Annotated in this window: 22 protein-coding genes; 20 read left to right on the plus strand and 2 right to left on the minus strand. The window is 59.5% G+C overall.

What is annotated here, in order from left to right; genetic code table 11:
• The first annotated feature begins 11 nt into the window (after positions 1-11).
• The 11 genes from nuoC to nuoN all read left to right on the plus strand — a co-directional run bounded on the left by nuoC (position 12) and on the right by nuoN (position 13,781).
• On the plus strand, positions 12-1,796 hold the full coding sequence (gene nuoC, locus EQV96_RS05210) for an NADH-quinone oxidoreductase subunit C/D (protein WP_095003300.1): 1,785 nt from the start codon (positions 12-14) through the stop codon (positions 1,794-1,796).
• A 2-nt stretch (positions 1,797-1,798) separates the two neighbouring features.
• Positions 1,799-2,296 carry an NADH-quinone oxidoreductase subunit NuoE gene (gene nuoE / locus EQV96_RS05215; RefSeq protein ID WP_088379405.1) on the plus strand — a complete coding sequence of 166 codons (498 nt, stop codon included), beginning with the start codon at positions 1,799-1,801 and terminating at the stop codon, positions 2,294-2,296.
• On the plus strand, positions 2,293-3,648 hold the full coding sequence (gene nuoF, locus EQV96_RS05220; RefSeq protein WP_086796175.1) for an NADH-quinone oxidoreductase subunit NuoF: 1,356 nt from the start codon (positions 2,293-2,295) through the stop codon (positions 3,646-3,648). The genes nuoE and nuoF overlap by 4 nt, the downstream gene beginning before the upstream one ends.
• 132 nt (positions 3,649-3,780) lie before the next feature.
• On the plus strand, positions 3,781-6,495 hold the full coding sequence (gene nuoG / locus EQV96_RS05225) for an NADH-quinone oxidoreductase subunit NuoG (protein WP_095003301.1): 2,715 nt from the start codon (positions 3,781-3,783) through the stop codon (positions 6,493-6,495).
• Positions 6,492-7,499 carry an NADH-quinone oxidoreductase subunit NuoH gene (nuoH, locus tag EQV96_RS05230; protein ID WP_016780195.1) on the plus strand — a complete coding sequence of 336 codons (1,008 nt, stop codon included), beginning with the start codon at positions 6,492-6,494 and terminating at the stop codon, positions 7,497-7,499. Before nuoG ends, nuoH begins: the two co-directional genes overlap by 4 nt.
• Positions 7,500-7,511: 12 nt before the next feature.
• Positions 7,512-8,060 carry an NADH-quinone oxidoreductase subunit NuoI gene (gene nuoI, locus EQV96_RS05235; RefSeq protein ID WP_016780194.1) on the plus strand — a complete coding sequence of 183 codons (549 nt, stop codon included), beginning with the start codon at positions 7,512-7,514 and terminating at the stop codon, positions 8,058-8,060.
• Between the two features lie 9 nt (positions 8,061-8,069).
• Positions 8,070-8,573 (plus strand): NADH-quinone oxidoreductase subunit J, encoded by a 504-nt coding sequence (gene nuoJ / locus EQV96_RS05240; protein ID WP_019412102.1) that lies wholly within the window; start codon positions 8,070-8,072, stop codon positions 8,571-8,573.
• A 1-nt stretch (position 8,574) separates the two neighbouring features.
• Entirely contained in the window at positions 8,575-8,883 is a 309-nt protein-coding gene (nuoK, locus tag EQV96_RS05245) for an NADH-quinone oxidoreductase subunit NuoK (protein WP_019412103.1), read from the plus strand.
• Positions 8,880-10,733: an NADH-quinone oxidoreductase subunit L gene (nuoL, locus tag EQV96_RS05250; protein WP_095003302.1), complete on the plus strand. Its 1,854-nt coding sequence runs from the start codon at positions 8,880-8,882 to the stop codon at positions 10,731-10,733. Before nuoK ends, nuoL begins: the two co-directional genes overlap by 4 nt.
• 38 nt (positions 10,734-10,771) lie before the next feature.
• On the plus strand, positions 10,772-12,304 hold the full coding sequence (gene nuoM / locus EQV96_RS05255) for an NADH-quinone oxidoreductase subunit M (protein ID WP_095003303.1): 1,533 nt from the start codon (positions 10,772-10,774) through the stop codon (positions 12,302-12,304).
• Between the two features lie 7 nt (positions 12,305-12,311).
• Positions 12,312-13,781: an NADH-quinone oxidoreductase subunit NuoN gene (nuoN, locus tag EQV96_RS05260; RefSeq protein WP_095003304.1), complete on the plus strand. Its 1,470-nt coding sequence runs from the start codon at positions 12,312-12,314 to the stop codon at positions 13,779-13,781.
• A gap of 564 nt (positions 13,782-14,345) precedes the next feature.
• On the opposite strand, the gene EQV96_RS05265 is transcribed toward nuoN, so the two are convergent.
• Positions 14,346-14,615, minus strand: a complete 270-nt coding sequence (locus EQV96_RS05265; protein ID WP_240881523.1) for a short-chain dehydrogenase — start codon at positions 14,613-14,615, stop codon at positions 14,346-14,348.
• A gap of 429 nt (positions 14,616-15,044) precedes the next feature.
• Between EQV96_RS05265 and EQV96_RS05270 the strand changes: the two genes are divergently transcribed.
• Complete coding sequence (locus EQV96_RS05270) at positions 15,045-17,162, plus strand: TonB-dependent receptor (protein ID WP_240881526.1); 2,118 nt, start codon at positions 15,045-15,047, stop codon at positions 17,160-17,162.
• Here EQV96_RS05270 and EQV96_RS05275 read toward each other — a convergent pair.
• Entirely contained in the window at positions 17,159-18,241 is a 1,083-nt protein-coding gene (locus tag EQV96_RS05275) for an AI-2E family transporter (RefSeq protein ID WP_095002103.1), read from the minus strand. The genes EQV96_RS05270 and EQV96_RS05275 overlap by 4 nt on opposite strands.
• Positions 18,242-18,387: 146 nt before the next feature.
• Here EQV96_RS05275 and EQV96_RS05280 point away from each other — a divergent pair, with 146 nt between their 5' ends.
• The 8 genes from EQV96_RS05280 to yegQ all read left to right on the plus strand — a co-directional run bounded on the left by EQV96_RS05280 (position 18,388) and on the right by yegQ (position 26,989).
• Positions 18,388-19,683 carry an OprD family porin gene (locus EQV96_RS05280; protein ID WP_095002104.1) on the plus strand — a complete coding sequence of 432 codons (1,296 nt, stop codon included), beginning with the start codon at positions 18,388-18,390 and terminating at the stop codon, positions 19,681-19,683.
• A gap of 244 nt (positions 19,684-19,927) precedes the next feature.
• The gene (locus EQV96_RS05285) at positions 19,928-20,755 is read left to right on the plus strand and encodes an NAD(P)-dependent oxidoreductase (RefSeq protein ID WP_095002105.1); all 828 of its coding nucleotides are present in this window, start codon (positions 19,928-19,930) and stop codon (positions 20,753-20,755) included.
• Positions 20,756-20,799: 44 nt separating this feature from the next.
• Positions 20,800-21,687, plus strand: a complete 888-nt coding sequence (locus tag EQV96_RS05290) for an SMP-30/gluconolactonase/LRE family protein (RefSeq protein WP_240881529.1) — start codon at positions 20,800-20,802, stop codon at positions 21,685-21,687.
• Positions 21,688-21,736: 49 nt separating this feature from the next.
• Positions 21,737-22,720, plus strand: coding sequence for a TRAP transporter substrate-binding protein (locus EQV96_RS05295; protein ID WP_095002107.1), 984 nt, complete (start codon positions 21,737-21,739; stop codon positions 22,718-22,720).
• 61 nt (positions 22,721-22,781) lie between these two features.
• On the plus strand, positions 22,782-23,309 hold the full coding sequence (locus EQV96_RS05300; RefSeq protein ID WP_095028397.1) for a TRAP transporter small permease: 528 nt from the start codon (positions 22,782-22,784) through the stop codon (positions 23,307-23,309).
• The gene (locus EQV96_RS05305; RefSeq protein WP_095002109.1) at positions 23,310-24,590 is read left to right on the plus strand and encodes a TRAP transporter large permease; all 1,281 of its coding nucleotides are present in this window, start codon (positions 23,310-23,312) and stop codon (positions 24,588-24,590) included.
• An 80-nt stretch (positions 24,591-24,670) separates the two neighbouring features.
• Complete coding sequence (locus EQV96_RS05310; protein WP_095019115.1) at positions 24,671-25,582, plus strand: DMT family transporter; 912 nt, start codon at positions 24,671-24,673, stop codon at positions 25,580-25,582.
• 66 nt (positions 25,583-25,648) lie between these two features.
• Positions 25,649-26,989, plus strand: coding sequence for a tRNA 5-hydroxyuridine modification protein YegQ (yegQ, locus tag EQV96_RS05315; protein ID WP_095031726.1), 1,341 nt, complete (start codon positions 25,649-25,651; stop codon positions 26,987-26,989).
• Positions 26,990-27,000 lie beyond the last annotated feature (11 nt).

A 27,000-nucleotide genomic window follows, 5' to 3' on the forward strand; every position in this document is an offset into this window, starting at 1 on the left:
GATAAAAAACCATGACTGCAGGCTCCGCTCTGTACATCCCGCCTTACAAGGCTGACGACCAAGATGTGGTTGTCGAACTCAACACCCGTTTTGGCCCTGAGGCGTTCACCGCCCAGGCCACGCGCACCGGCATGCCGGTGCTTTGGGTTAGCCGCGCAAAACTGGTCGAAGTACTGACCTTCCTGCGCAACCTGCCGAAACCCTACGTCATGCTCTATGACCTGCACGGTGTGGACGAACGTCTGCGTACCAAGCGTCAGGGCCTGCCATCGGGTGCAGACTTCACCGTCTTCTACCACCTGATGTCGCTGGAACGTAACAGCGACGTCATGATCAAGGTGGCCCTGTCTGAAAAAGACCTGAGTGTCCCTACCGTGACCGGTATCTGGCCGAACGCCAACTGGTACGAGCGTGAAGTCTGGGACATGTTCGGCATCGATTTCAAAGGCCACCCGCACCTGTCGCGCATCATGATGCCGCCGACCTGGGAAGGTCACCCGCTGCGCAAGGACTTCCCGGCCCGTGCTACCGAGTTCGATCCGTACAGCCTGACCCTGGCCAAGGTGCAGCTGGAAGAGGAAGCCGCGCGCTTCCGCCCGGAAGACTGGGGCATGAAACGCTCCGGTGAAAACGAGGACTACATGTTCCTTAACCTGGGGCCGAACCACCCTTCGGCTCACGGTGCCTTCCGCATCATCCTGCAGCTGGACGGTGAAGAGATCGTCGACTGCGTGCCTGACGTCGGTTACCACCACCGTGGCGCCGAGAAAATGGCCGAACGCCAGTCCTGGCACAGCTTCATCCCGTACACCGACCGTATCGACTACCTCGGCGGCGTGATGAACAACCTGCCGTACGTGCTCTCGGTCGAGAAGCTGGCCGGTATCAAAGTGCCGGACCGGGTCGACACCATCCGCATCATGATGGCCGAATTCTTCCGTATCACCAGCCACCTGCTGTTCCTGGGTACCTATATCCAGGACGTGGGCGCCATGACCCCGGTGTTCTTCACGTTCACCGACCGTCAGCGCGCTTACAAGGTGATCGAGGCCATCACCGGTTTCCGTCTGCACCCGGCCTGGTACCGCATCGGCGGCGTTGCCCACGACCTGCCGAACGGCTGGGATCGCCTGGTCAAGGAGTTCATCGACTGGATGCCCAAGCGTCTGGACGAGTACCAGAAAGCCGCTCTGGACAACAGCATCCTGCGTGGTCGTACCATCGGCGTTGCCGCCTACAACACCAAAGAGGCCCTGGAATGGGGCGTCACCGGTGCCGGCCTGCGCTCCACCGGTTGTGACTTCGATATCCGCAAGGCGCGCCCGTATTCCGGCTACGAGAACTTCGAATTCGAAGTCCCGCTGGCAGCCAACGGCGATGCCTACGATCGTTGCATCGTGCGCGTCGAAGAAATGCGCCAGAGCCTGAAAATCATCGAGCAGTGCATGCGCAACATGCCGGCCGGCCCGTACAAGGCGGATCACCCGCTGACCACGCCGCCGCCTAAAGAACGCACGCTGCAGCATATCGAGACCTTGATCACGCACTTCCTGCAAGTTTCGTGGGGCCCGGTGATGCCGGCCAACGAATCCTTCCAGATGATCGAAGCGACCAAGGGCATCAACAGTTATTACCTGACGAGCGATGGCGGCACCATGAGCTACCGCACCCGGATTCGCACCCCAAGCTTCCCGCACCTGCAACAGATCCCTTCGGTGATCAAAGGTGAAATGGTCGCGGACTTGATTGCGTACCTGGGTAGTATCGATTTCGTTATGGCCGACGTGGACCGCTAAGCATGAACAGCACGCTTATCCAGACAGACCGTTTCGCCCTGAGCGAAACCGAGCGCTCGGCCATCGAGCATGAGATGCATCACTACGAAGACCCGCGCGCGGCGTCGATCGAAGCCCTGAAGATCGTTCAGAAGGAACGCGGCTGGGTGCCGGACGGCGCGATTTACGCCATCGGCGAACTGCTGGGCATCCCTGCCAGCGACGTTGAAGGCGTGGCTACGTTCTACAGCCAGATCTTCCGTCAGCCGGTCGGCCGCCACATCATCCGCGTGTGCGACAGCATGGTCTGCTACATCGGTGGCCACGAATCCGTGGTCGGCGAAATCCAGAACAAGCTGGGCATCGGCCTTGGTCAGACCACCCCGGACGGCCGCTTTACGCTGCTGCCGGTGTGCTGCCTGGGCAACTGCGACAAGGCGCCGGCGTTGATGATCGACGACGACACATTCGGTGACGTGCAGCCTGCTGGCGTCGCCACGTTGTTGGAGGCCTACCCATGAGCCTGACTTCTTTCGGCCCTGCCAACCTGATCAAGCGTTCGGCAGAAACCCACCCGCTGACCTGGCGCCTGCGTGACGACGGCGAGCCCGTGTGGCTCGACGAGTACCAGGCCAAGGACGGCTACGCCGCTGCGCGCAAGGCCTTCGCCGACATGGCCCAGGACGATATCGTCCAGACCGTGAAAGACGCAGGCCTCAAGGGTCGCGGCGGTGCCGGCTTCCCGACGGGCGTGAAGTGGGGGCTGATGCCCAAAGACGAATCCATGAACATCCGTTACCTGTTGTGTAACGCCGATGAAATGGAACCCAACACCTGGAAAGACCGCATGCTGATGGAGCAACTGCCCCATCTGCTGATCGAAGGCATGCTGATCAGTGCCCGCGCACTGAAAACCTACCGTGGCTATATCTTCCTGCGTGGCGAATACACCACTGCAGCGGTGCATCTGCGCCGTGCCGTCGAAGAAGCCAAGGCAGCAGGCCTGCTGGGCAAGAATATCCTCGGTTCGGGTTTCGACTTCGAACTGTTCGTGCACACCGGCGCCGGGCGTTACATCTGCGGTGAAGAAACCGCACTGATCAACTCCCTCGAAGGCCGTCGCGCCAACCCGCGCTCCAAGCCGCCGTTCCCGGCCGCTGTGGGCGTATGGGGCAAGCCGACCTGCGTGAACAACGTGGAAACCCTGTGCAACGTACCGGCCATCATCGGCAACGGCGTTGACTGGTACAAATCCCTCGCCCGCGAAGGCAGCGAAGACCACGGCACCAAGCTGATGGGCTTCTCCGGCAAAGTGAAGAACCCTGGCCTGTGGGAACTGCCATTCGGCGTGACCGCTCGCGAGCTGTTCGAAGACTACGCCGGCGGCATGCGCGACGGCTTCAAGCTCAAGTGCTGGCAGCCAGGCGGCGCCGGTACCGGCTTCCTGTTGCCCGAGCACCTGGACGCACAAATGTATGCCGGCGGCATCGCCAAGGTTGGCACCCGTATGGGTACTGGCCTGGCCATGGCCGTGGACGACAGCGTCAACATGGTCTCCTTGCTGCGCAACATGGAACAGTTCTTTGCCCGTGAGTCGTGCGGCTTCTGCACCCCTTGCCGTGATGGTCTGCCGTGGAGCGTCAAGCTGCTGATGGCGATCGAACACGGCGAAGGTCAGCCTGGCGATATCGAGACCCTGCTGGGTCTGGTCGGTTTCCTCGGCCCTGGCAAGACGTTCTGTGCTCACGCACCGGGCGCCGTGGAACCGTTGGGCAGCGCGATCAAGTACTTCCGTCCAGAGTTCGAAGCCGGTATTGCGCAAGCAAAACCCGGTGTTCCACCTCTGGCACGCCCGATTGTTATCGGCGCGTAACGCTCTGAATGAAGGGGGTCCGTGCCCCCTTCTGATCGTTCGATAACGCCGTAAGGCTGGGTTGCTTCGAACGCATAACAAGATTCCATTAGCCACGCCCGCTGACACCGGGCCAACGAAGACCTTTGAACCATGGCCACTATCCACGTAGACGGCAAAGATCTCGAAGTCGATGGGGCAGACAACCTGTTACAGGCATGTCTGTCGCTGGGCCTCGATATCCCGTATTTCTGCTGGCACCCTGCCCTGGGCAGTGTTGGCGCCTGCCGCCAATGCGCCGTCAAGCAGTACACCGACGAGAACGACAAGCGTGGTCGTATCGTCATGTCATGCATGACTCCGGCCACCGACGGTAGCTGGATTTCCATCGACGACGAAGAAGCGAAAGTGTTTCGCGCCAGCGTTGTTGAATGGCTGATGACCAACCACCCGCACGACTGTCCTGTGTGCGAAGAGGGCGGCCACTGCCATCTGCAAGACATGACCGTGATGACCGGCCACAACGAGCGCCGTTATCGCTTCACCAAGCGTACTCACCAGAACCAGGAACTCGGCCCGTTCATTTCCCACGAAATGAACCGCTGCATCGCCTGCTATCGCTGTGTGCGTTTCTATAAAGACTACGCGGGCGGCACTGACCTCGGTGTATTCGGCGCCCACGACAACGTGTACTTCGGTCGCGTTGAAGACGGCGTGCTCGAAAGCGAGTTCTCGGGCAACCTCACAGAAGTCTGCCCGACCGGTGTGTTCACCGACAAAACTCACTCCGAGCGTTACAACCGCAAATGGGACATGCAGTTTGCACCAAGCATCTGCCACGGTTGTTCCAGCGGCTGCAACATCAGCCCGGGCGAGCGTTACGGTGAACTGCGTCGCATCGAAAACCGTTTCAACGGTTCGGTTAACCAGTACTTCCTGTGTGACCGTGGCCGTTTTGGCTATGGCTACGTCAACCGCACCGACCGCCCACGTCAGCCATTGTTGGCCGACGGCAGCAAACTGAGCGTTGACGCTGCACTGGATAAAGCCGCCGATCTGTTGCGCGGTCGTAACATCGTCGGTATCGGATCGCCGCGCGCCAGCCTCGAAAGCAACTACGCGTTGCGCGAGCTGGTCGGTGCCGAGCACTTCTACTCGGGTATCGAAGCCGGTGAGCTGGAGCGCATCCGCCTGGTGCTGCAAGTCTTGAAAGACAGCCCGCTGCCCGTCCCGAACATGCGCGAGATCGAAGATCACGACGCCATCTTCGTACTGGGTGAAGACCTGACCCAGACCGCCGCCCGTATGGCGCTGTCGCTGCGTCAGTCGGTCAAGGGCAAAGCTGAAGAAATGGCCGACGCCATGCGCGTTCAGCCGTGGCTCGACGCTGCGGTGAAAAACATCGGTCAGCACGCGCTGAACCCGCTGTTTATTGCCAGCCTGGCTGAAACCAAGCTCGACGACGTGGCTGAAGAATGCGTACACGCTGCGCCGGATGACCTGGCCCGTATCGGTTTCGCCGTGGCTCACGCCATCGACGCCAGCGCCCCTGCCGTTGCCGGCCTGGACGCTGAAGCCCTGGAGCTGGCCAAACGCATCGCCGACGCCCTGCTTGCAGCCAAACGCCCATTGATCATTGCCGGTACCTCGCTGGGCTCCAAGGCCCTGATCGAAGCCGCAGGTAACATCGCCAAGGCGCTGCACCTGCGTGAGAAAGCCGGCTCCATCAGCCTGGTCGTGCCGGAAGCCAACAGCCTCGGTCTGGCCATGCTCGGCGGCGAATCGGTAGACGCTGCATTGCAAGCAGTGATCGACGGTAAAGCAGACGCCATCGTGGTACTGGAAAACGATCTGTTTACCCGTGTCGATGCGGTCAAGGTCAACGCAGCACTGGACGCGGCCAAAGTGGTGATCGTTGCCGATCATCAGAAGACCGCAACCACCGACCGTGCCGATCTGGTTCTGCCAGCGGCAAGCTTTGCTGAAGGCGACGGTACGCTGGTGAGTCAGGAAGGTCGTGCCCAACGCTTCTTCCAGGTGTTCGAGCCGCGCTACCTCGATTCGAGCAACTTGATCCACGAAGGCTGGCGCTGGTTGCACGCCCTGCGCAGCACCCTGCTGAACAAGGCGGTTGACTGGACCCTGCTCGATCACGTGACACAGCAAACAGCGGCAAGCACGCCAGAACTGGCCGGCATCGTTGATGCAGCACCGTCGGCAGCATTCCGTATCAAAGGCATGAAGCTGGCGCGCGAACCTTTGCGCTACAGCGGCCGTACTGCCATGCGCGCCAATATCAGCGTGCACGAACCGCGCACCCCGCAAGACCCGGACACCGCGTTCGCCTTCTCCATGGAAGGTTACTCGGGCTCCGTCGAACCGCGCCAACAAGTGCCGTTCGCCTGGTCGCCGGGCTGGAACTCGCCACAAGCCTGGAACAAGTTCCAGGACGAAGTGGGTGGTCATATCCGTGCGGGCGACCCGGGCATCCGCCTGATCGAAAGCAAGGGCGACTCGCTGAATTGGTTCGCCAGCATTCCGGGCGCGTTCAACCCGGCTCGCGGCACCTGGCAAGTCGTGCCGTTCTACCATCTGCTGGGCAGCGAAGAGAACTCTTCGAAAGCCGCACCGGTGCAAGAACGCATTCCAGCCGCTTATATCGCACTGGCCAAATCCGAAGCCGACCGCCTGGGTGTCAACGATGGCGCCCTGCTCAGCCTCAACGTTGCCGGTGTGACCCTGCGTCTGCCACTGCGTATCAATGAAGAGCTGGGTGCAGGCCTGGTAGCACTGCCAGCAGGCCTGGCCGGTATCCCGCCAGCGATCTTTGGCCTTACCGTTGACGGTTTGCAGGAGGCAGCCCAATGACCTGGTTTACGCCTGAAGTGATCGACGTGATTATCTCGGTGGTCAAAGCCGTGGTAATCCTGCTCGCCGTAGTGGTGTGCGGCGCGCTGCTGAGCTGGGTTGAACGTCGCCTGCTGGCCCTGTGGCAGGACCGTTACGGTCCGAACCGCGTGGGCCCGTTCGGTGCGTTCCAGATCGCAGCCGACATGATCAAGATGTTCTTCAAGGAAGACTGGACCCCACCGTTTGCCGACAAGGCGATTTTCACCCTGGCGCCGGTTGTGGCCATGAGTGCCTTGCTGATCGCCTTTGCGATTATCCCGATCACCCCGACCTGGGGCGTGGCGGATCTGAACGTCGGTATCCTGTTCTTCTTCGCCATGGCCGGTCTGTCGGTCTATGCGGTGCTGTTCGCCGGCTGGTCGAGCAACAACAAGTTCGCCCTGCTGGGTGCCTTGCGTGCCTCGGCGCAAACCGTGTCCTACGAAGTGTTCATGGGCCTGGCGCTGATGGGCATCGTGGTGCAGGTTGGCTCGTTCAACATGCGCGACATCGTTGAATATCAAGCGCAGAACCTGTGGTTCATCATCCCGCAGATCTTCGGTTTCCTGACCTTCTTTATCGCTGGCGTGGCCGTGACTCACCGTCACCCCTTCGACCAGCCGGAAGCGGAACAGGAACTGGCCGATGGTTACCACATTGAATACGCCGGCATGAAATGGGGCATGTTCTTCGTGGGTGAGTACATCGGGATCGTGTTGATCTCGGCGTTGCTGGTGACTTTGTTCTTCGGTGGCTGGCACGGACCTTTCGGTCTGCTGCCACAGATTCCGTTTATCTGGTTTGCCCTGAAGACCGCGTTTTTCATCATGATCTTCATCCTGCTGCGCGCTTCCATTCCGCGCCCACGGTATGACCAAGTGATGGACTTCAGCTGGAAGTTCTGCCTGCCGCTGACCCTGATCAATCTGCTGGTGACCGCCGCAGTCGTGTTGTTGAACACGCCTGCCGGCGCGGTTCAGTGAGGATAGAGACCCATGTTCAAGTATCTGTTTGACATCGTGCATGGCACCTACACCCAGCTTCGCAGCTTGGTGATGGTGTTTGGCCATGCCTTCCGCAAGCGTGACACGCTGCAGTATCCGGAAGAACCGGTGTACTTGCCGCCGCGCTACCGTGGCCGGATTGTCCTGACCCGCGACCCGGACGGCGAAGAGCGCTGTGTAGCCTGCAACCTGTGCGCCGTGGCGTGCCCGGTCGGCTGCATCTCGCTGCAAAAAGCCGAAACCGAAGATGGCCGTTGGTACCCGGAATTCTTCCGCATCAACTTCTCACGCTGCATTTTTTGCGGCCTGTGTGAGGAAGCCTGCCCGACCACCGCGATCCAGCTGACACCGGATTTCGAGATGGCCGAGTTCAAACGTCAGGATCTGGTGTACGAGAAAGAAGATCTGCTGATCTCCGGTCCCGGTAAGAACCCTGATTACAACTTCTATCGTGTTGCGGGTATGGCCGTGGAAGGCAAGCCGAAAGGCGCTGCCCAGAACGAAGCCGAGCCGATCAACGTGAAGAGCTTGCTGCCTTAAGGAAGAACGATGGAATTCGCTTTCTATTTCGCATCGGGTGTCGCTGTCGTGTCCACGCTACGCGTGATCACCAACACCAACCCTGTGCACGCCCTGCTCTACCTGATTATTTCGCTGATTGCCGTGGCGATGACGTTCTTTAGCCTGGGCGCACCCTTTGCCGGTGTGCTCGAAGTGATCGCCTACGCCGGTGCCATCATGGTGCTGTTTGTGTTCGTGGTGATGATGCTCAACCAGGGCCCCGCCTCGGTGACGCAAGAACGCCACTGGCTCAAGCCGGGCATCTGGATCGGGCCGAGCATTCTGTCCGCCATCCTGCTGGCCGAATTGCTCTACGTGCTGTTCGCTCACCCGAGCGGTGCGGCAATCGGTCAAACCACCATTGATGCAAAAGCCGTGGGCATCAGCCTGTTCGGCCCGTATCTGCTGGTGGTCGAACTCGCCTCGATGCTGCTGCTTGCTGCAGCTGTGACGGCGTTCCACTTGGGCCGTACTGAGGCGAAGGAGCAATAACATGCCAGGAATACCTCTCGAACATGGTTTGGCCGTTGCCGGCATCCTGTTCTGCCTCGGTCTGGTTGGCCTGATGGTACGTCGCAACATTCTCTTCGTATTGATGAGTCTGGAAATCATGATGAACGCCGCTGCTCTGGCCTTCATCGTTGCCGGTGCACGCTGGGCGCAGCCGGATGGACAGGTCATGTTCATCCTGGTGATCACCCTGGCAGCCGCCGAGGCCAGTATCGGCCTGGCGATCCTGCTGCAGCTGTATCGCCGCTTCCATACGCTTGATATCGATGCTGCCAGTGAGATGCGCGGATGAACCTTCTCTTTCTGACTTTCGTATTCCCCCTGATCGGCTTTTTGCTGCTGTCGTTCTCCCGTGGACGCTTCAGCGAAAACCTCTCGGCGCTGATCGGCGTCGGCTCCATTGGCCTTTCGGCCATCGTGGCCGCGTTTGTGATCTGGCAATTCAATGTCGCGCCGCCACCCGGCGGCGAGTACACACAAGTACTGTGGCAGTGGATCTCGGTAGAAGGCTTCAAGCCCAACTTCGCCCTGCACCTGGACGGCCTGTCGGTCACCATGCTCGGTGTCGTGGTCGGCGTGGGCTTTCTGATCCATGTCTTCGCCTCGTGGTACATGCGCGGTGAAGACGGCTACTCGCGTTTCTTTGCCTACACCAACCTGTTTATCGCCAGCATGCTGTTCCTGATCCTGGCCGATAACCTGCTGTTCGTGTACTTCGGCTGGGAAGGCGTGGGCCTGTGCTCGTACCTGTTGATCGGTTTCTACTACAGCAACCGCAACAACGGCAACGCGGCACTCAAAGCCTTTATCGTGACCCGTGTCGGCGACGTGTTCCTGGCCATCGGCCTGTTTATCCTGTTCCAGCAACTGGGCACGCTGAACATCAAGGAACTGCTGGTGCTGGCACCGCAGAAGTTCCAGGCCGGTGATTTCTGGATCGTGCTGGCAACCCTGATGCTGCTGGGTGGTGCTGTCGGTAAATCCGCGCAACTGCCGCTGCAAACCTGGCTGGCAGACGCGATGGCCGGCCCTACCCCGGTTTCGGCACTGATCCACGCCGCAACCATGGTAACCGCCGGTGTGTACCTGATTGCCCGTACCCACGGCCTGTTCACCCTGGCACCTGAAGTGCTGCACCTGGTGGGCATCGTCGGCGGTGTGACCCTGGTACTGGCCGGTTTCGCCGCACTGGTACAAACCGACATCAAACGTATCCTTGCCTACTCGACCATGAGCCAGATCGGCTACATGTTCCTGGCATTGGGCGTGGGTGCCTGGGACGGCGCGATCTTCCACCTGATGACCCACGCCTTCTTCAAGGCGCTGCTGTTCCTTGCCTCCGGTGCGGTCATCGTTGCCTGCCATCACGAGCAGAACATCTTCAAGATGGGCGGCCTGTGGAAAAAACTGCCATTGGCCTACGCCAGCTTTATCGTCGGTGGCGCGGCGCTGTCTGCCTTGCCATTGCTGACGGCCGGTTTCTACTCCAAGGACGAAATCCTCTGGGAAGCCTTCGCCAGCGGTAACAACGAACTGTTGTATGCCGGTCTGGTCGGTGCGTTCATGACCTCGCTGTACACCTTCCGCCTGATCTTCGTCACGTTCCACGGTGAAGCCAAGACTGAAGCCCATGCAGGCCACGGCGTGACCTACTGGCTGCCACTGAGCGTGCTGATCGTACTGTCGACTTTTATCGGCGCCATGATCACCCCGCCACTGGCCGGTGTACTGCCACAAAGCGTTGGCCATGCTGGCGGTGAAGCCAAGCACAGCCTGGAAATCGCCTCGGGTGCCATCGCCCTGGCCGGTATCCTGCTGGCTGCCCTGCTGTACCTGGGCAAGCGTCGCTTTGTAAGCGCCGTCGCCAACAGCGGCATCGGTCGCTTCCTGTCAGCCTGGTGGTTCGCTGCCTGGGGCTTCGACTGGCTGTACGACAAACTGTTCGTCAAACCGTACCTGTTGATCTGCCGCTTGCTGGCCAAAGATCCTCTGGACCAGACCATTGGTTTGATCCCGAAGATGGCCAAGGCCGGGCATAACGCCCTGAGCCGCAGCGAAACCGGTCAACTGCGTTGGTACGCTGCATCCATGGCCGCCGGTGCTGTACTGGTCATGGGCGCCATCGTGCTGGTAGCGGTCTGATATGAACCTTCGACTTTGCGAAAGGAATTGAGCCCGTCATGATTCTGCCTTGGCTAATCCTGATCCCCTTTATCGGCGGCCTGCTGTGCTGGCTGGGTGAGCGCTTCGGCTCTACCCTGCCACGCTGGATTGCGTTGCTGACCATGTCCCTTGAGCTTGCCCTCGGCCTTTGGCTGTGGTCCCAGGGGAACTACTCATTTGCACCGGCGCCTGGCGCCGATCCGACCTGGGCCCTTGAGTTCCAGCACACCTGGATTGCCCGCTTCGGTATCAGCGTGCACCTGGCGCTGGACGGCCTGTCGCTGCTGATGATCCTGCTCACCGGCTTGCTCGGTGTGCTGTCGGTGCTGTGTTCCTGGAAAGAAATCCAGCGTCACGTGGGCTTCTTCCACCTGAACCTGATGTGGATCCTGGGCGGTGTGGTTGGCGTGTTCCTCGCCATCGACCTGTTCATGTTCTTCTTCTTCTGGGAAATGATGCTGGTGCCGATGTATTTCCTCATCGCGCTCTGGGGTCATAGCTCGTCGGATGGCAAGAAAACCCGTATCTACGCCGCCACCAAGTTCTTCATCTTCACTCAGGCTTCCGGCCTGATCATGCTGGTGGCGATCCTGGGTCTGGTGCTGGTCAACTTCAACAACACCGGCGTGATTACCTTCAGCTACGCCGAGTTGCTGAAAACCAAGATGTCGCTCACCACCGAGTACATCCTGATGCTGGGCTTCTTCATTGCTTTCGCCGTGAAGCTGCCGGTCGTACCGTTCCACTCCTGGCTGCCGGATGCTCACGCACAGGCACCTACCGCAGGTTCTGTGGACCTGGCCGGTATCCTGTTGAAGACCGCTGCGTATGGCTTGCTGCGTTTCGCCTTGCCGCTGTTCCCGAATGCCTCGGCCGAGTTTGCGCCGATCGCCATGACCCTGGGTCTGATCGGGATTTTCTACGGTGCTTTCCTGGCGTTCGCACAAACCGATATCAAGCGTCTGATCGCGTTCTCCAGCGTTTCCCATATGGGTTTCGTGCTGATCGGTATCTACTCCGGCAGCCAGCTGGCCCTGCAAGGCGCCGTGATCCAGATGTTGGCCCACGGTGTTTCGGCAGCTGCGCTGTTTATCCTCAGCGGCCAGTTGTATGAGCGTCTGCATACCCGTGACATGCGTGAAATGGGTGGTTTGTGGTCCAAGATCGCTTACCTGCCGGCCATTAGCCTGTTCTTCGCGGCGGCGTCCCTGGGCTTGCCGGGCACCGGCAACTTTGTCGGCGAGTTCCTGATCCTGATTGGCTCGTTTGCCAGCTTCCCTTGGGTCACCGCGATCGCCACAACCGGCCTGGTGTTTGGTTCGGTCTACTCGCTGATCATGATTCACCGTGCCTACTTCGGCCCATCCAAATCGGACGATGTACTGGCCGGTATGGATGCACGTGAACTGATCATGGTGCTCGGTCTGGCGGTACTGCTGGTGTTTATCGGCGTGTACCCACAACCGTTCCTCGATACCTCCGCTGCGACCATGCATGGCGTGCAGCAATGGCTCGGCACCGCCTTCACTCAACTCGCTTCGGCCCGGTAAGAGCGCTATGGAATTCACGATCCAACACTTTATCGCGCTTGCTCCACTGCTGATTACCAGCCTCACCGTTGTTGTGGTGATGCTGGCAATCGCGTGGCGCCGCAACCATTCACAGACCTTCCTGCTTTCGGTGGCGGGTCTTAACCTGGCCTTGTTGTCGATCTTCCCGGCGTTGAAAGTTGTTCCACTGGCTGTCACCCCGCTGTTGATGATGGACAACTTCGCCTATCTGTATATCGGCCTGATCCTGGTCGCGACCCTGGCCTGCGTCACCCTGGCGCACGCCTACCTGGGTGAAGGCGGCACGGGCTATCCGGGCAACCGCGAAGAGCTGTACCTGCTGATGCTGCTGGCAGCGACCGGCGGTATTGTGCTGGTCAGCGCGCAACACCTGGCCGGTTTGTTTATCGGTCTGGAACTGCTCTCGGTACCGGTTTACGGCCTCGTGGCCTATGCCTTCTTCAACAAGCGCTCCCTGGAAGCCGGCATCAAGTACATGGTGCTGTCGGCAGCCGGTTCCGCGTTCCTGTTGTTCGGCATGGCCTTGCTGTACGCCGAAGCCGGCAGCTTGAGCTTCAGCGGTATCGGTCACGCCCTGGCGGCCACTGGCGCTCCTAGCGCCATTGCCCAACTGGGCCTGGGCATGATGCTGGTGGGCCTGGCCTTCAAACTGTCGCTGGTGCCTTTCCACCTGTGGACGCCGGACGTATACGAAGGTGCTCCGGCGCCGGTCGCCGCGTTCCTGGCTACCGCGTCGAAAGTTGCCGTGTTTGCCGTGATGGTGCGTCTGTTCCAGATCACCCCATCGGCAACCACCGGTGTGATGAGCGATGTCCTGACCGTGATCGCGATTGCCTCGATCCTGTTCGGTAACCTGCTGGCACTGACCCAGAACAACCTCAAGCGTCTGCTGGGTTACTCGTCCATCGCTCACTTTGGCTACCTGCTGATCGCCCTGGTGGCGAGCAAAGGCATGGCCATGGAAGCCATCGGCGTGTACCTGATCACCTATGTGCTGACCAGCCTGGGTGCATTCGGTGTGATCACGTTGATGTCCTCGCCGTACAAAGGTCGTGACGCCGACGCACTGTACGAGTACCGCGGCCTGTTCTGGCGTCGTCCGTACCTGACTGCGGTGATGACCGTGATGATGCTGTCGCTGGCGGGTATCCCGCTGACCGCCGGCTTTATCGGCAAGTTCTACATCATTGCCACCGGTGTTGAAGCTCACCAATGGTGGCTGGTGGGTTCCCTGATCCTGGGTAGCGCCATTGGCGTGTTCTACTACCTGCGTGTGATGGTGACCCTGTACCTGGTCGAGCCGAAACTGCATCGCCACGATGCACCGCTGAACTGGGAACAGAAAGCGGGCGGCGTGATGCTGCTGGCGGTCTCGGTACTGGTGTTCTTCCTGGGTGTCTACCCGCAGCCGATGCTGCAGCTGGTGCAACAGGCAACCCTGGGCCTGGTTGGCTAAGCGTTAGCGGCTGTACCCAAAACCCCGTGGAGGCCTGGCCTTCACGGGGTTTTTTGTTGCACCACAAATCATGTGGAAGTTGTAAATACTCAGGATTTCTATGCGACGCTAAACCTGTGGGAGCTGGCTTGCCTGCGATGCAGACGGCATGGTCTGGCAGGCTAAGCGCGCCGATGCCATCGCGAGCAAGCCCGCTCCCACAGAGGGGATGTGCGGGGCTCGCAGACCTCGCCGCCAAACAGGCCGGCCGGTCGGCCGCCTCGCGGTGCAGTGCTTTTGATCTGCCAGCCCTCCCGGGAGGCCGAGAGGAGGTTCTGTGGAGTGGGTCTCCCGGCATGGATGCCGGGAGAGCCGCGATGGGCCATGGATGGCCCGTGGCGGCGTGCCCACGGAGCAGAGCCGGAGCGAGGGAACCTGAGCGAAGCGAAGGCCGTACGATGGGGCGAGGACTTTTTGGTTCCTTTTTGGTCCTTCAAAAAGGGACTCGCCGTAAGGGCGAAACCACTATTTCAGTTAGACACAAATGCCGGATATGTACTCAACGTATCAGTTAAACAAACACGATCAAGCGGGCCGCAAGCGCCAGCCCAGCACATCGAGCAGGTCACAACCATCGCGCAGCAATTGCGCTGAAACCGTGGCCAGATGTTTGAGATCAACCGAATCGGCCTGCTGCACTTCGCGGCTGGAGAACGATTCCATCAGTTGAGTTACAGCCAGAACGCGGGCGACTGCGTTGGCATGGAGCACATCGAGGGGGATGTTGCGATCGATCAGCAAGGCGGGGATGGTGCAGTCAATGGCTGTTAACGGGATATACGGTGAATTCGTCATAAGAAAGTCTCTTAAAGTTGGATTTAGCCATCCATTTTTGTCGCCAAACAAAAAAGGTGGCCGCTGTACGTGGGTTGGCGAACCGGTAACTTTAAGAAAACCCGGCAGACCCGAAGATCTCCCACGTACAACTGCCATAAAACATTTCGAGCAAATTACACGCTCAACCGTAAATAGCAATTATGTACTTATTTAAAGTTACTGCGGATCGCCAAACCCGGTCGCCTTATCGGCGAGCACCCACTATAGGCCCCGCATCAGACCTCCAGCAATTGCCAAACCTGTGCGATAAATCCCGAAAAAGCGTGAGCTTGCAGCTTCGCGAGCAGGCTCGCTCCCACAACTGGATTGCAACCGTGACAGTTGCGAGTGATTCCGGGCTTGTATAGGCTGGCGCGCCGCCCGCCCATCGATCTGGAAGCTCCATTAATGCGATCCGTGTTCTCCTCGCTTTTACCTTTGGCACTCCTCAGTGCCACCCCCGCCTACGGCAGTGCCCTGGAACTGGGTGAGGTGCAGGTACGCAGCGAAGAAAGCAGCGAACTGGAAGCCGCCCAGAACGCACTCAATGAAGTGCCCGGCGCCAGCAACCTGATCAATATGGCCCGCGTCGAAAACGGTCGCACCGCCAGCAATGCCGATGTACTGGCCTACCAGCCAGGGGTCTACGCGCAATCGGCGGGCAATGACGGGGCCAAGGTCTCGGTGCGTGGCTCGGGTATCAACCGCGCCCCTAGCGCCCACGGCTCGGGGCTGTATGTCATGTTCGACGGCCTGCCCCTGACCGGCCCCGGCGGTACGCCCTACGAACTGTTCGAACCGCTATGGTTGAGCCGCGCCGAAGTGCTGCGCGGCGCCAATGGCTTCGACACCGGCTCGCTGGCCCTGGGCGGCTCGATCAACTACGTCACCCACACCGGCTACGACGCCGCGCCATTGCAGGTGCGTTACGAAACGGGCAGCTATGGCTATCAGAAACGCCAGATCAGCTCCGGGCAGGTGCTGGGAGATCTGGACTACTATGTCGCCCTGACCGACTCAGACACCGACGGCTATCAACACCATACCGCTGGCAGCAGCAAAGGCATCGCAGCCAATGTCGGTTATCGCTTCAGTCCACAACTGGAAACCCGCTTCTACCTGCGCTATCGCGAAACCGATAACGAACTGGCCGGGCGCGTGACCAAAGACAATATCAAGCATCACCCCCGCGCAGCCAACCCGGCCTATGTGGCAGGGGACTACAGCCGCCCGCAACCCGGCAGTACCTGGCTGGGCAACAAGACCACGATGTACCTGGATGACGATTCGCAGCTGGAAGTGGGCCTGGTCTATCACGACTACCCGATGGATCTGCGAGAAGGCCCTAACCGTTTGAAAGTTGCCTATACCGATGTCAGCGGCACGCTCAACTACAAGCGCCGCGACACCCTGTTCGGCCTCGAAAGCAACACCACCGTGGGCCTGCGCAACACCAAGCATTTGCCCAACAGTGGCGCATCGGAATATGTGCGTATCCCTGTGGGCAACACTGCAGGCTATGCCCCGGGCACCAAGATTCGCGACTTCAGTTACCAGGGTTCCGACACCGTGCTGCACGCCAGCAATGATCTGGAACTGATCCCCGACCTGTGGCTGACCACCGGCATGGCGCTGATCTACACCCGCCGCGAGAGCGACGTGAGCTACCCCGACAGCGGTGGCAAGGTCAGCCAGCATGACTGGGACTACGCGCCCCGTGTTGGCCTGCGTTACGAGTTCAATCCGCACTTGCAGGTATACGGCAACCTGAGCCGTTCGGTTGAGCCGCCGCACCCGTGGTCGATGATCTGGGGCTCGCCGTTTACCTTCCCGGTCAACAGTGGCCCGGCTACCGGTCGCCAGAGCACCCCCGTGTCGCTGGACAATCAAACTGCTACTACCTTGGAACTCGGCACCCGTGGCGATTCGTGGCTCGGGCAGTGGGATCTGGCCTGGTATTACTCGGCCGTGCGCCATGAACTGCTGAGCGTCGAAACCCAGGCCGCCACTCTCACCCAAAGCCCGATTGTCGGCGAGTCCAACGCCAGCCCCACCGTGCACCAAGGCATCGAAGCAGGACTCAACAGCCTGCTGTGGGAAAGACAAGCAGTGGGCAAGGTATCTCTGCGCCAGGCCTACACCTTCAGCGACTTCCATTACCGTGACGACGAGCGCTTTGGTGACAACAAGTTACCGGGGATCCCGCAACACTACTACCAGGCCGAAGTGCGCTATGACCACCCGCAGGGCTTCTATGCCGGGGTGAACACCCAGGTTGCCTCACGCATGGCGGTGGATTACGCCAACTCGTATTACACCTCGTCCTATATGCTTTGGGGCGCAACCCTGGGCTACAACGCCCCCAAGCAGGACTGGCAAGCCTGGCTCGACCTGCGCAACCTGAGCGGCGAGCGCTATGCCGCTACGGTTACGCCAGGGTATGACGACAAGGGACTGGACGCCGCGCGCTCCACCCCCGGTGAAGGCAGGGGCGCCTACGTGGGGGTTTCCTACAGCTTCCGTTAATCGCCGGACGGGATATCGGCTGGCAACCGCACCTTGCGCCGGGTGCCACTGAACAGGCCCCAGCTGGACAGGAACAGGGCGGCAATCAATGGCCCGATCACAAAGCCATTGAGGCCGAAGATCGCCATGCCGCCCAGGGTCGAGATCAAAATCAGGAAGTCCGGCATTTTCGTGTCCTTGCCCACCAGGATGGGGCGCAGCACGTTGTCCACCATGCCGATCACAAAGACCCCATACAGCGCCAGCACCACACCCTGCCAGACCGAGCCGGTCACTACGAAGTAAACCGCGACCGGTGCCCAGACGATGCCGGCACCCACGGCGGGCAACAGCGACAGGAACATCATCAGCACCGCCCAGAACAGCGCGCTGTGAATGCCCAGTACCCAGAAAATCACCCCGCCCAATGCCCCCTGGGTAATGGCCACCGCCAGGTTGCCCTTGACCGAGGCCCGGACCACACGGCGCAATTTGAGCTGCAACAGACGTTTTTGCTGTTCGGCAAGCGGTACCGCGTTGCGGATGGTGCGCACCATTTGCTGGCCATCACGAATAAAGAAGTACAGCAGGTACAGCATGATGAAAAAGCTCACCACCAGATCAAAGGTGCTCTGACCAAAGCTGAACACCTGGGTGGCAAAAAACTGGCTGCCTTCGAGTGCACCCTTGGATACTTTCTCGCTCAGCCCGTCGATATTGCCCATGCCGAAACGGTCAAGCCAGTCCTGGGCGGTGGCCGGCAGGATATCCTTGAACTGCATGACATAGCTGGCGACGTTGATTCTGCCGCTTTCAACATCCTTGTAGAGCGTTGCCACTTCCTGCACCAGCAAGGTCGTGGTGATGATGACCGGAATGATCGCGATCACCGTACAGGCCCCCAGCGTGGTAAAAGTTGCCAGGTTGCGTCGGCCTTTTAGCTTGAGTAGCAGCTTGCGTTGCAGGGGTGCAAACAGAATCCCCAGGGCAACAGCCCAAAAAATCGCGCCATAAAACGGCAATAAAATCCAGATGAATGCAATTGTGACCAAGGCCAGCAACAGGAGCAGGGTTTTACGTTGCAGACTTGTTTCGTTCATGAGCCATCCATGTCAGTGATGCGAGTAGGAATCTGGTGCACGCAGTGTAGCCGCTGACATTGACAACTCCCTAGACACTCTGTAAATAATCTGCCTGGTTGTACGACGACAGATAACAAAAATAATAATACTCAGGAGCTCTACGGATGATCACACCTACCTGTGCCCCCTCCCTGTTCACTTGCTCAAGAACCTCCCGTGGTACCCGCTCGCTGGTGTTGCTGGGCCTTGGCAGCATGGGTCTGGCGCTGCCCGTCAGCGGTATGGCCGAAGGCTTTATCGATGACACCAAGGCTACATTGAACCTGCGCAACGCCTACATCAACCGCAACTATACCAACCCTGACTACCCGCAAAGCAAGGCCGAAGAGTGGACGCAAAACTTCATTCTCGACGTCAAGTCCGGCTTTACCCAGGGCACTGTCGGTTTCGGAGTGGATGTACTGGGGCTTTACTCGCAAAAACTCGACGGCGGCAAGGGCACGGTCGGTACTCAACTGTTACCGACCCACAGCGATGGTGAGCCCGCCGATAACTTTGGTCGTTTGGGTGTTGCGGCCAAGGCCAAAATCTCCAATACGGAACTGAAAATCGGCGAGTGGATGCCGGTGCTGCCGATCCTGCGCTCGGACGATGGCCGCTCCTTGCCGCAAACCTTCCGTGGCGGCCAGATCACTTCAAAAGAAATCGCCGGGCTGAACCTCTACGGTGGCCAGTTCCGCGCCAACAGCCCGCGTAACGACGCAAGCATGGAAGACATGTCGCTCAACGGCAAAGGTGCCTTTACCTCCGATCGCTTCAACTTTGCCGGCGGTGATTACAGCTTCAATGAAAAGCGTACCCAGGTCGGCCTGTGGTATGCCCAGCTGGAAGACATCTACCAGCAGCAATTTTTAAACGTGTTGCACAGCCAACCTGTTGGCGATGTGACGCTGGGCGCAAACCTCGGTTATTTCTGGGGCAAGGAAGACGGTAACAAACTGGCGGGGGACCTGGACAATAGAACCGCCTACGCCCTGCTGTCGGCCAAATACAAGGGCAACACTCTGTATGTGGGCCTGCAGAAAATCAGTGGCGACGATGGCTGGTTCAGGGTCAATGGCACCAGCGGCGGAACCCTGGCCAACGACAGCTACAACTCCAGCTATGACCTGGCCAAGGAGCGCTCCTGGCAAGTGCGTCATGACCTGGATTTCGCGGTGCTCGGCGTCCCCGGCCTGACCATGATGAACCGCTATATCAGTGGCGATAACATCCACACCGGCAGCATCACCGATGGCAAGGAATGGGGCCGCGAATCGGAACTGGCTTACACCGTACAGGCCGGTACGTTCAAGGACCTCAACCTGCGCTGGCGCAATGCGAGTATCCGACGCGACTACAGCACCCACGAATTCGACGAAAACCGCATCTTTATCAGCTATCCGTTGTCGTTGCTGTAAGTCATGTCTGTGCCATCGGGGGGCGCTTGCGACCCTCACCCCTGCCCTCTCCCAAAGGGAGAGGGGGCTGATGCGTGGTGTTACGCAGAACTGCTTTTGCCTTTAGTCCCCTCTCCCTTTGGGAGAGGGTGCTTTTGGTGAATAATCCAGATCACTTGTGCATTGACAACCACCGCAATGACTGTGAATAATCCAACCCAAGTCATACGACAACTGACAATAACAAGTACGACAGGGCCCTTTGATGACAACCACACACACTGTCCAAACCCCCTTCAATCGCCTTCTCCTCACCGGTGCTGCTGGCGGTCTGGGGAAGGTGCTACGCGAAACCCTCAAGCCCTACGCCAGGGTGCTGCGACTTTCAGATATCGCCGCAATGGCTCCTGCTGCCGACAGCCGCGAGGAAGTGTTCATCTGCGACCTTGCCGACAAACAGGCCGTCCACCAGCTGGTTGAAGGGGTAGACGCCATCCTGCACTTTGGCGGTGTCTCGGTGGAGCGCCCGTTCGAAGAGATCCTCGGCCCCAATATCAGCGGCATTTTCCATATCTACGAAGCGGCACGCCGGCATGGCGTCAAACGGGTGATTTTCGCCAGTTCCAACCATGTCATCGGGTTCTACAAACAGGACCAGACCCTGGATGCCCACTCCCCGCGCCGGCCTGACAGTTACTACGGGCTGTCCAAGTCTTATGGCGAAGACATGGCCACCTTCTACTTCGATCGCTATGGCATCGAAACCGTCAGCATCCGCATCGGTTCCTCGTTCCCCGAGCCGCAAAACCGCCGGATGATGAGCACCTGGCTGAGCTTTGCTGACCTTACACAGCTGCTCGAGCGCTCGCTGTACACGCCGGATGTCGGCCACACCGTGGTCTATGGCGCCTCCAACAACCTCAATGTGTGGTGGGACAACCGCTATGCCGCCCACCTGGGTTTTGAGCCCAGAGACACCTCTGAAGTGTTTCGCGACAAGATCGAAGCTCAGCCGATGCCTGCGGCCAATGACCCGAGCATGGTTTACCAGGGCGGTGCCTTCGTGGCTGCCGGCCCGTTTGGCGACGAATAAATACGCCCCTGCCACCAAAACAAGATCACAGAGGTCGAGGCATCATGACAGCTGAACTGATTCTCGATGCACGTAATGCCACCGGCGAAAGCCCGGTCTGGAGCATCGCGGAGCAGGCACTTTACTGGGTGGATATCCCGGCAAAACGCTTGCATCGCTGGAGCCCCGCCGATGGTAAAGAGCACAGTTGGCAAGCCTCGCAAATGCTCGCCTGCATTGCTCAGACAGGTCATGGCAGTTGGATCGCCGCGATGGAAAACGGTCTGTTCGCTATCACCCCTCACGCCGATGGCAGCCTCGACAGTCGTTTGCTGGCCAGCGTGACCCATGCCCTGCCAGGCATGCGCTTCAATGATGGCCGCTGCGACCGCCAGGGCCGCTTCTGGGCGGGCACCATGGTGATGGACATGGCCGCCGGCGCCCCGGTGGGCGCCATGTACCGCTACAACGCAGGCCAGACCGAGCCGCTCACGGCGCAACTGCAGGGCTTGATCGTGCCCAACGGCCTGGCGTTCAGCCCCGATGGCAAAACCCTGTACCTGTCGGACTCACACCCGGACGTGCAAAAAATCTGGGCTTGTGACTACGACACCGACACGGGTACCCCTCACAACCGTCGCCTGTTTGTGGACATGGGCGAGCACCCGGGTCGCCCCGATGGCGCCGCCGTGGATGCCGAGGGCTGCTACTGGATTTGCGGCAACGATGCCGGGCTGATCCATCGCTTTACCCCGCAAGGCAAGCTCGACCGCTCCCTGACCGTACCCGTGAAAAAACCGGCGATGTGCGCTTTTGGCGGCGCTGATCTGGACACCCTGTTTGTGACCTCGATCCGCCCTGCAGGCGATCTCGCCGACCAGCCGTTGGCAGGAGGCGTGTTTGCCCTCCGCCCCGGGGTCAAGGGCTTGCCGGAGCCACTACTGAATAACTGACAACCGATCCAACACCTTGAAATAACAAAAACAATATTTGGAGTGACCCATGGATTTCAAACGCACCCTGCTGATTGCTGCTCTCCCCCTGGCCTTCTGCCTCTCAGGCGTGGCCCAGGCCGAAATCAAGATCAAGTTCGCCGAGGTTCATCCCACTGGCTATCCGCCGGTGCTGGCCGAACAGGAAATGGGCAAAAAGCTTCAGGAACAGAGCAACGGCGATATTTCTTTCAAGATGTTTGCTGGTGGCGTACTGGGTTCAGAGAAAGAAGTGGTCGAACAATTGCAGTCCGGCGCGGTGCAGATGACCCGGGTCAGCCTCGGCATCCTTGGTCCGGTAGTACCGGAAACCAATGCCTTCAACCTGCCGTTCGTGTTCCGCGACCAGGCCCATATGCGCAAGATCATCGACGGCGAAATCGGCCAGGAGATGCTGGATAAAATCACCAACTCCGACTTCAATATGGTCGCGCTGGCCTGGATGGATGGCGGCACACGCAACCTGTACACAAAAAAACCGGTACGTGAGATTGCCGACCTCAAAGGCATGAAAATCCGCGTACAAGGCAACCCGGTGTTTATCGACACCATCAACGACATGGGCGGTAATGGCATCGCCATGGCCACCGGCGAGATTTTCAGCGCCCTGCAGACCGGCGTGATCGATGGCGCAGAGAACAACCCGCCGACCTTCCTTGAGCACAACCACTACCAGAACGCCAAGTACTTCACCTGGACCGACCACCTGATCCTCCCCGAGCCGATCGTGATCGCCAAGACCACCTGGGCCAAACTCAGCCCCGAGCAACAAGCCCTGGTGCAAAAACTGGCCCGTGAAGCGCAAATGGAAGAGCGAGTGATCTGGGACAAAAAATCCGCGGAGAGCGAAACCAAGCTCAAGACCGCAGGCGTGGAATTCATCACCCTCACCCCGGAGCAGAAAAAAGCCTTCTACGACGCCACCCAGCCGGTTCGCGACAAGTACGGTGCCAACTACAAAGATCTGATCTCGCGCATCGAAGCCGTCCAATAAGCCAGTCCGATAACGCCGCCGCAACGGGCGCAAGTCCGTTTGCCGCGTAGTGGTGAGCCCCATGAAAAATACCGTACTGCGCTTTAATGACTTGCTGTACAGGGCCTGCATCGGGATCGCCGGTTTGTCGGTGCTGACCATGACCTTGATCATCCCCTGGGGCATTTTTGCCCGCTACGTGCTGGGCAGCGGCTCCAGCTGGCCCGAGCCCACCGCCATTCTGCTGATGGTGGTGTTTACCTTCTTTGGCGCTGCCGCCAGCTACCGTGCCGGTGCCCATATGGCAGTGGCGATGGCGGTCGAGCGCATGCCGGCCCATGTCCGCAAACTGGCCGCGGTGCTGGTGCAAATCCTGATGGTCATCGTCTGCCTGTTTATGACGGTCAAGGGCTTCAAACTGTGCGCGACCACCTGGAACCAGTTTCTTGGCGAAATGCCGAGTTTGCGCGTAGGCATTTCCTATCTGCCTATCCCACTGGGCGGCATCGTGACCCTGATCTTCGTCCTGGAAAAACTCTTCCTGGGTGACCAAAGCCACCGCCGTGCCGTGCGGTTCGACATCGTAGAAGCCAGCGAAGAGGCCGTATAAATGGACGCTTTCGTATTGTTGGGCAGTTTTATCGCCCTGATCCTTATCGGCATGCCGGTCGCCTACGCGCTGGGCCTGTCGGCACTCGTCGGCGCCTGGTGGATCGATATCCCGTTCGATGCCCTGATGATTCAAGTGGCTGGCGGGGTTAACAAGTTCTCGCTGCTGGCCATCCCGTTTTTTGTCCTGGCCGGGGCGATCATGGCCGAAGGCGGCATGTCACGTCGGCTGGTGGCCTTTGCCGGGGTACTGGTAGGGTTTGTGCGCGGCGGCCTGTCGCTGGTCAATATCGTCGCCTCGACCTTCTTTGGCGCGATTTCCGGCTCTTCCGTCGCCGACACCGCTTCCGTGGGCTCGGTACTGATTCCGGAAATGGAGCGCGCCGGTTACCCCCGTGAGTTCTCCACGGCGGTAACGGTCAGCGGCTCGGTACAGGCTTTGCTCACCCCGCCCAGCCACAACTCGGTGCTGTACTCGCTGGCAGCGGGCGGCACGGTATCGATCGCTTCGCTGTTTATGGCCGGGATCATGCCGGGGTTGTTGCTCAGCGCAGTGATGATGGGCCTGTGCATGATCTTTGCGCGCAGACGTAACTACCCCAAGGGTGAAGTGATCCCGCTGCGCACCGCGCTGAAAATCGCCGGTGAAGCGATGTGGGGCCTGATGGCCATGGTCATCATCCTTGGCGGCATCCTCACTGGCGTCTTCACTGCCACCGAATCGGCGGCGGTCGCGGTGGTGTGGTCGTTCTTCGTCACCATGTTCATTTACCGCGACTACAAGTGGCGTGATCTGCCCAAGCTGATGCATCGGGCGGTGCGTACCATTTCCATCGTGATGATCCTGATCGGCTTTGCTGCCAGCTTCGGTTACATCCTGACGCTGATGGAAATCCCGATGAAGATCACCACCGCGTTCCTGACCCTGTCGGATAACCGCTACGTGATCCTGATGTGCATCAACGTCATGTTGTTGTTGCTGGGCACGGTGATGGACATGGCGCCGCTGATCCTTATCCTCACCCCGATCCTGCTGCCGGTGATTATCGGTATCGGTGTCGACCCGGTACATTTTGGCATGATCATGCTGGTCAACCTGGGCATCGGCCTGATCACACCGCCGGTGGGCGCGGTGCTGTTCGTGGGTGCAGCCGTGGGCAAGGTCACCATCGAAAACACCGTTAAAGCGCTGCTGCCATTCTACCTGGCACTGTTTATGGTGCTGATGCTGGTGACCTACGTTCCGGCCATCTCGCTGTGGTTGCCAAACCTGGTGCTGTAACCCCGCCTTACCCCTGTGGGAGCTCGCTCCCACAGGGATATTGAAGCGGCTCTATTTCCAGCCAAGGAGGCTGGTTGCTTATGTCTGCTCCTGCGTTGTTCCCCCGCCATATCGCAGTATTGATTCTGGTACTGCTGGCCTGCGCTTTTGCGGGCAATCATATCGCCGCCCGGATTGCCTTCGACCACGACACCGGTTTGCTGCTGGCGATTCTATGTCGTGCTGGCGTGACCTTGCTGGTATTGACCGGCCTGGTGCTATGGCAACGCGAGCGCCCTCGGCTAACCCCCGCCAACTGGCGTTGGCAATTGCTGTTGGGATTGCTGATCGCAGCACAAAGCTTCTGCATTTATTCAGCCGTGGCCCGTATCCCCGTGGCCCTGGCATTGTTGATCGGCAATATGGCGCCGATCCTGCTGGTACTGCTGACCTGGGCCCTGGGCGGTGCGGCACCCACCCTGCGGGCGGCACTGCTGATGGGGCTGATCATGTGCGGCCTGGTGTTTGCCCTCGACGTGCCCGAACGTTTGTCCAGCCAGCACAGTACCGAGGCACAGTGGCTCGAAGGCATCCTCTTCGGCTTTGCTGCCGCTTGCGTGTTTGCCTGTGCGCTATGGATCACCGATCACAAACTCTCGAGCCTGCGCGGTACGGTGCGTAGCATGCTGACCATGCTTATCGTATTTTGTGCGGCAGCCCTGGCCGGAGTCAGCGGGGTGCTGCCGGGCGGGGTGTCGCTGCCCTCCTCGTCTACCGGCTGGACAGCCCTGGCCTTTCTGGTTGCGCTTTACGGGCTGGGCTTCTGCCTGTTGTTTATCTGCATGACGCGGCTGAACATGGCCCGCAACGCACCGGTAATGAACGTCGAACCGGTGGCGAGCCTGCTGTTTGGCTGGCTGATTCTTGACCAGTTGCTCAGCAGCGGCCAGATCATCGGCGGCCTGATTGTGGTCGCGGGCATTGTGATGCTGACCTGGCCGCGCAAAGCATAGATCCAGATCAATAGCCGGGAGCAAGGGCTCGACTACCATCGCGCCTTTTTTGCGAACGAACTGACTATGCGCCTTGCTCCGCCCGAACTCCTCGCCCCTGCCGGCACCCTGAAAAATATGCGCTATGCCTTCGCGTATGGCGCCGACGCGGTGTATGCGGGCCAACCACGCTACAGCTTGCGCGTGCGCAACAACGAATTCGACCACACCAACCTGGCCATTGGCATCGCCGAAGCCCAGGCTCAGGGCAAGCGTTTTTACGTGGTGGTCAATATCGCCCCGCACAACGCCAAGCTGCGTACCTTTCTCAAGGATCTGGAGCCGGTGATTGCCATGGCACCGGATGCGCTGATCATGTCCGACCCGGGGCTGATCATGCTGGTGCGCAAAAACTTCCCCCATGTGCCGATTCATTTGTCGGTGCAGGCCAATACCGTGAACTGGGCCAGTGTTGAATTCTGGCGCCAGCAAGGCCTGAGCCGCATCATCCTGTCCCGGGAGTTGTCGCTGGAAGAGATCGAAGAAATCCGTCAGCAAGTACCCGATATGGAGCTGGAGATTTTCGTACATGGCGCGCTATGCATGGCCTACTCCGGGCGCTGCCTGTTATCTGGCTACATGAACAAGCGTGATGCCAACCAGGGCAGCTGCACCAATGCCTGCCGCTGGAAATACGACGCCAAACCGGCCACGGAAAACGAACTGGGCAATATCGTCAATGTGGTCGAGCCAACCCTGGGCGTGGGTGCGCCGACTGACGAAGTGTTTGTGCTGAACGAAGCCAACCGTGCCGATGAGCCGATGACCGCGTTCGAGGACGAACACGGTACTTACATCATGAACTCCAAGGATCTGCGTGCTGTACAGCATGTGGCGCGGCTGGCGGAAATGGGCGTGCATTCGCTGAAGATCGAGGGCCGCACCAAGTCGCACTTTTACTGCGCGCGCGCCACTCAGGTATATCGCAAGGCGATTGATGATGCAGTGGCGGGTCGTGAATTTGATCGCAGCCTGATGACCGATCTGGAGTCACTGGCCCAGCGCGGCTATACCGAAGGGTTCTTGCGCCGCCATGTCCACGATGAATACCAGAACTACCTGCATGGCAGTTCATTGTCCCATCGCCAGCAGTTTGTCGGGGAATTGACCGGCGAACGACGCAATGGCCTGGCCGAAGTCAAAGTGAAAAACCGATTTGCTTTGGGCGATCATCTGGAGCTGATGACACCCCACGGCAACTATCACTTTGATCTGGAACGTTTGCTTAACAGTGCAGGCTTGCCGACCCAAGTGGCGCCGGGTGATGGCCACACGGTGTACCTGCCGATCCCCGAACAGGTGGACTTGAACTACGGGTTGTTGATGCGGGATTTGACGGTGAGCGAGGTGATGGAACGTTCGGCGTGACCACTGTGGGA

Origin of the sequence: Pseudomonas sp. TMW22080, from assembly GCF_022496745.1 — a bacterium.
Taxonomy (GTDB): Bacteria; Pseudomonadota; Gammaproteobacteria; order Pseudomonadales; family Pseudomonadaceae; genus Aquipseudomonas; species Aquipseudomonas bubulae.

Excerpts from the sequence above, each read along its gene's own strand:
- EQV96_RS05275 (WP_095002103.1), bottom strand. The coding sequence starts at position 18,241 with ATGAACGAAACAAGTCTGCAACGTAAAACCCTGCTCCTGTTGCTGGCC.
- nuoH (WP_016780195.1), top strand. The coding sequence starts at position 6,492 with ATGACCTGGTTTACGCCTGAAGTGATCGACGTGATTATCTCGGTGGTC.
- EQV96_RS05285 (WP_095002105.1), top strand. The coding sequence starts at position 19,928 with ATGACAACCACACACACTGTCCAAACCCCCTTCAATCGCCTTCTCCTC.
- EQV96_RS05280 (WP_095002104.1), top strand. The coding sequence starts at position 18,388 with ATGATCACACCTACCTGTGCCCCCTCCCTGTTCACTTGCTCAAGAACC.
- nuoL (WP_095003302.1), top strand. The coding sequence starts at position 8,880 with ATGAACCTTCTCTTTCTGACTTTCGTATTCCCCCTGATCGGCTTTTTG.
- yegQ (WP_095031726.1), top strand. The coding sequence starts at position 25,649 with ATGCGCCTTGCTCCGCCCGAACTCCTCGCCCCTGCCGGCACCCTGAAA.
- nuoJ (WP_019412102.1), top strand. The coding sequence starts at position 8,070 with ATGGAATTCGCTTTCTATTTCGCATCGGGTGTCGCTGTCGTGTCCACG.
- nuoI (WP_016780194.1), top strand. The coding sequence starts at position 7,512 with ATGTTCAAGTATCTGTTTGACATCGTGCATGGCACCTACACCCAGCTT.
- nuoK (WP_019412103.1), top strand. The coding sequence starts at position 8,575 with ATGCCAGGAATACCTCTCGAACATGGTTTGGCCGTTGCCGGCATCCTG.
- nuoN (WP_095003304.1), top strand. The coding sequence starts at position 12,312 with ATGGAATTCACGATCCAACACTTTATCGCGCTTGCTCCACTGCTGATT.
- EQV96_RS05310 (WP_095019115.1), top strand. The coding sequence starts at position 24,671 with ATGTCTGCTCCTGCGTTGTTCCCCCGCCATATCGCAGTATTGATTCTG.
- EQV96_RS05270 (WP_240881526.1), top strand. The coding sequence starts at position 15,045 with ATGCGATCCGTGTTCTCCTCGCTTTTACCTTTGGCACTCCTCAGTGCC.
- EQV96_RS05300 (WP_095028397.1), top strand. The coding sequence starts at position 22,782 with ATGAAAAATACCGTACTGCGCTTTAATGACTTGCTGTACAGGGCCTGC.
- EQV96_RS05290 (WP_240881529.1), top strand. The coding sequence starts at position 20,800 with ATGACAGCTGAACTGATTCTCGATGCACGTAATGCCACCGGCGAAAGC.
- nuoM (WP_095003303.1), top strand. The coding sequence starts at position 10,772 with ATGATTCTGCCTTGGCTAATCCTGATCCCCTTTATCGGCGGCCTGCTG.
- EQV96_RS05305 (WP_095002109.1), top strand. The coding sequence starts at position 23,310 with ATGGACGCTTTCGTATTGTTGGGCAGTTTTATCGCCCTGATCCTTATC.
- nuoE (WP_088379405.1), top strand. The coding sequence starts at position 1,799 with ATGAACAGCACGCTTATCCAGACAGACCGTTTCGCCCTGAGCGAAACC.
- EQV96_RS05295 (WP_095002107.1), top strand. The coding sequence starts at position 21,737 with ATGGATTTCAAACGCACCCTGCTGATTGCTGCTCTCCCCCTGGCCTTC.
- nuoF (WP_086796175.1), top strand. The coding sequence starts at position 2,293 with ATGAGCCTGACTTCTTTCGGCCCTGCCAACCTGATCAAGCGTTCGGCA.
- EQV96_RS05265 (WP_240881523.1), bottom strand. The coding sequence starts at position 14,615 with ATGACGAATTCACCGTATATCCCGTTAACAGCCATTGACTGCACCATC.
- nuoC (WP_095003300.1), top strand. The coding sequence starts at position 12 with ATGACTGCAGGCTCCGCTCTGTACATCCCGCCTTACAAGGCTGACGAC.
- nuoG (WP_095003301.1), top strand. The coding sequence starts at position 3,781 with ATGGCCACTATCCACGTAGACGGCAAAGATCTCGAAGTCGATGGGGCA.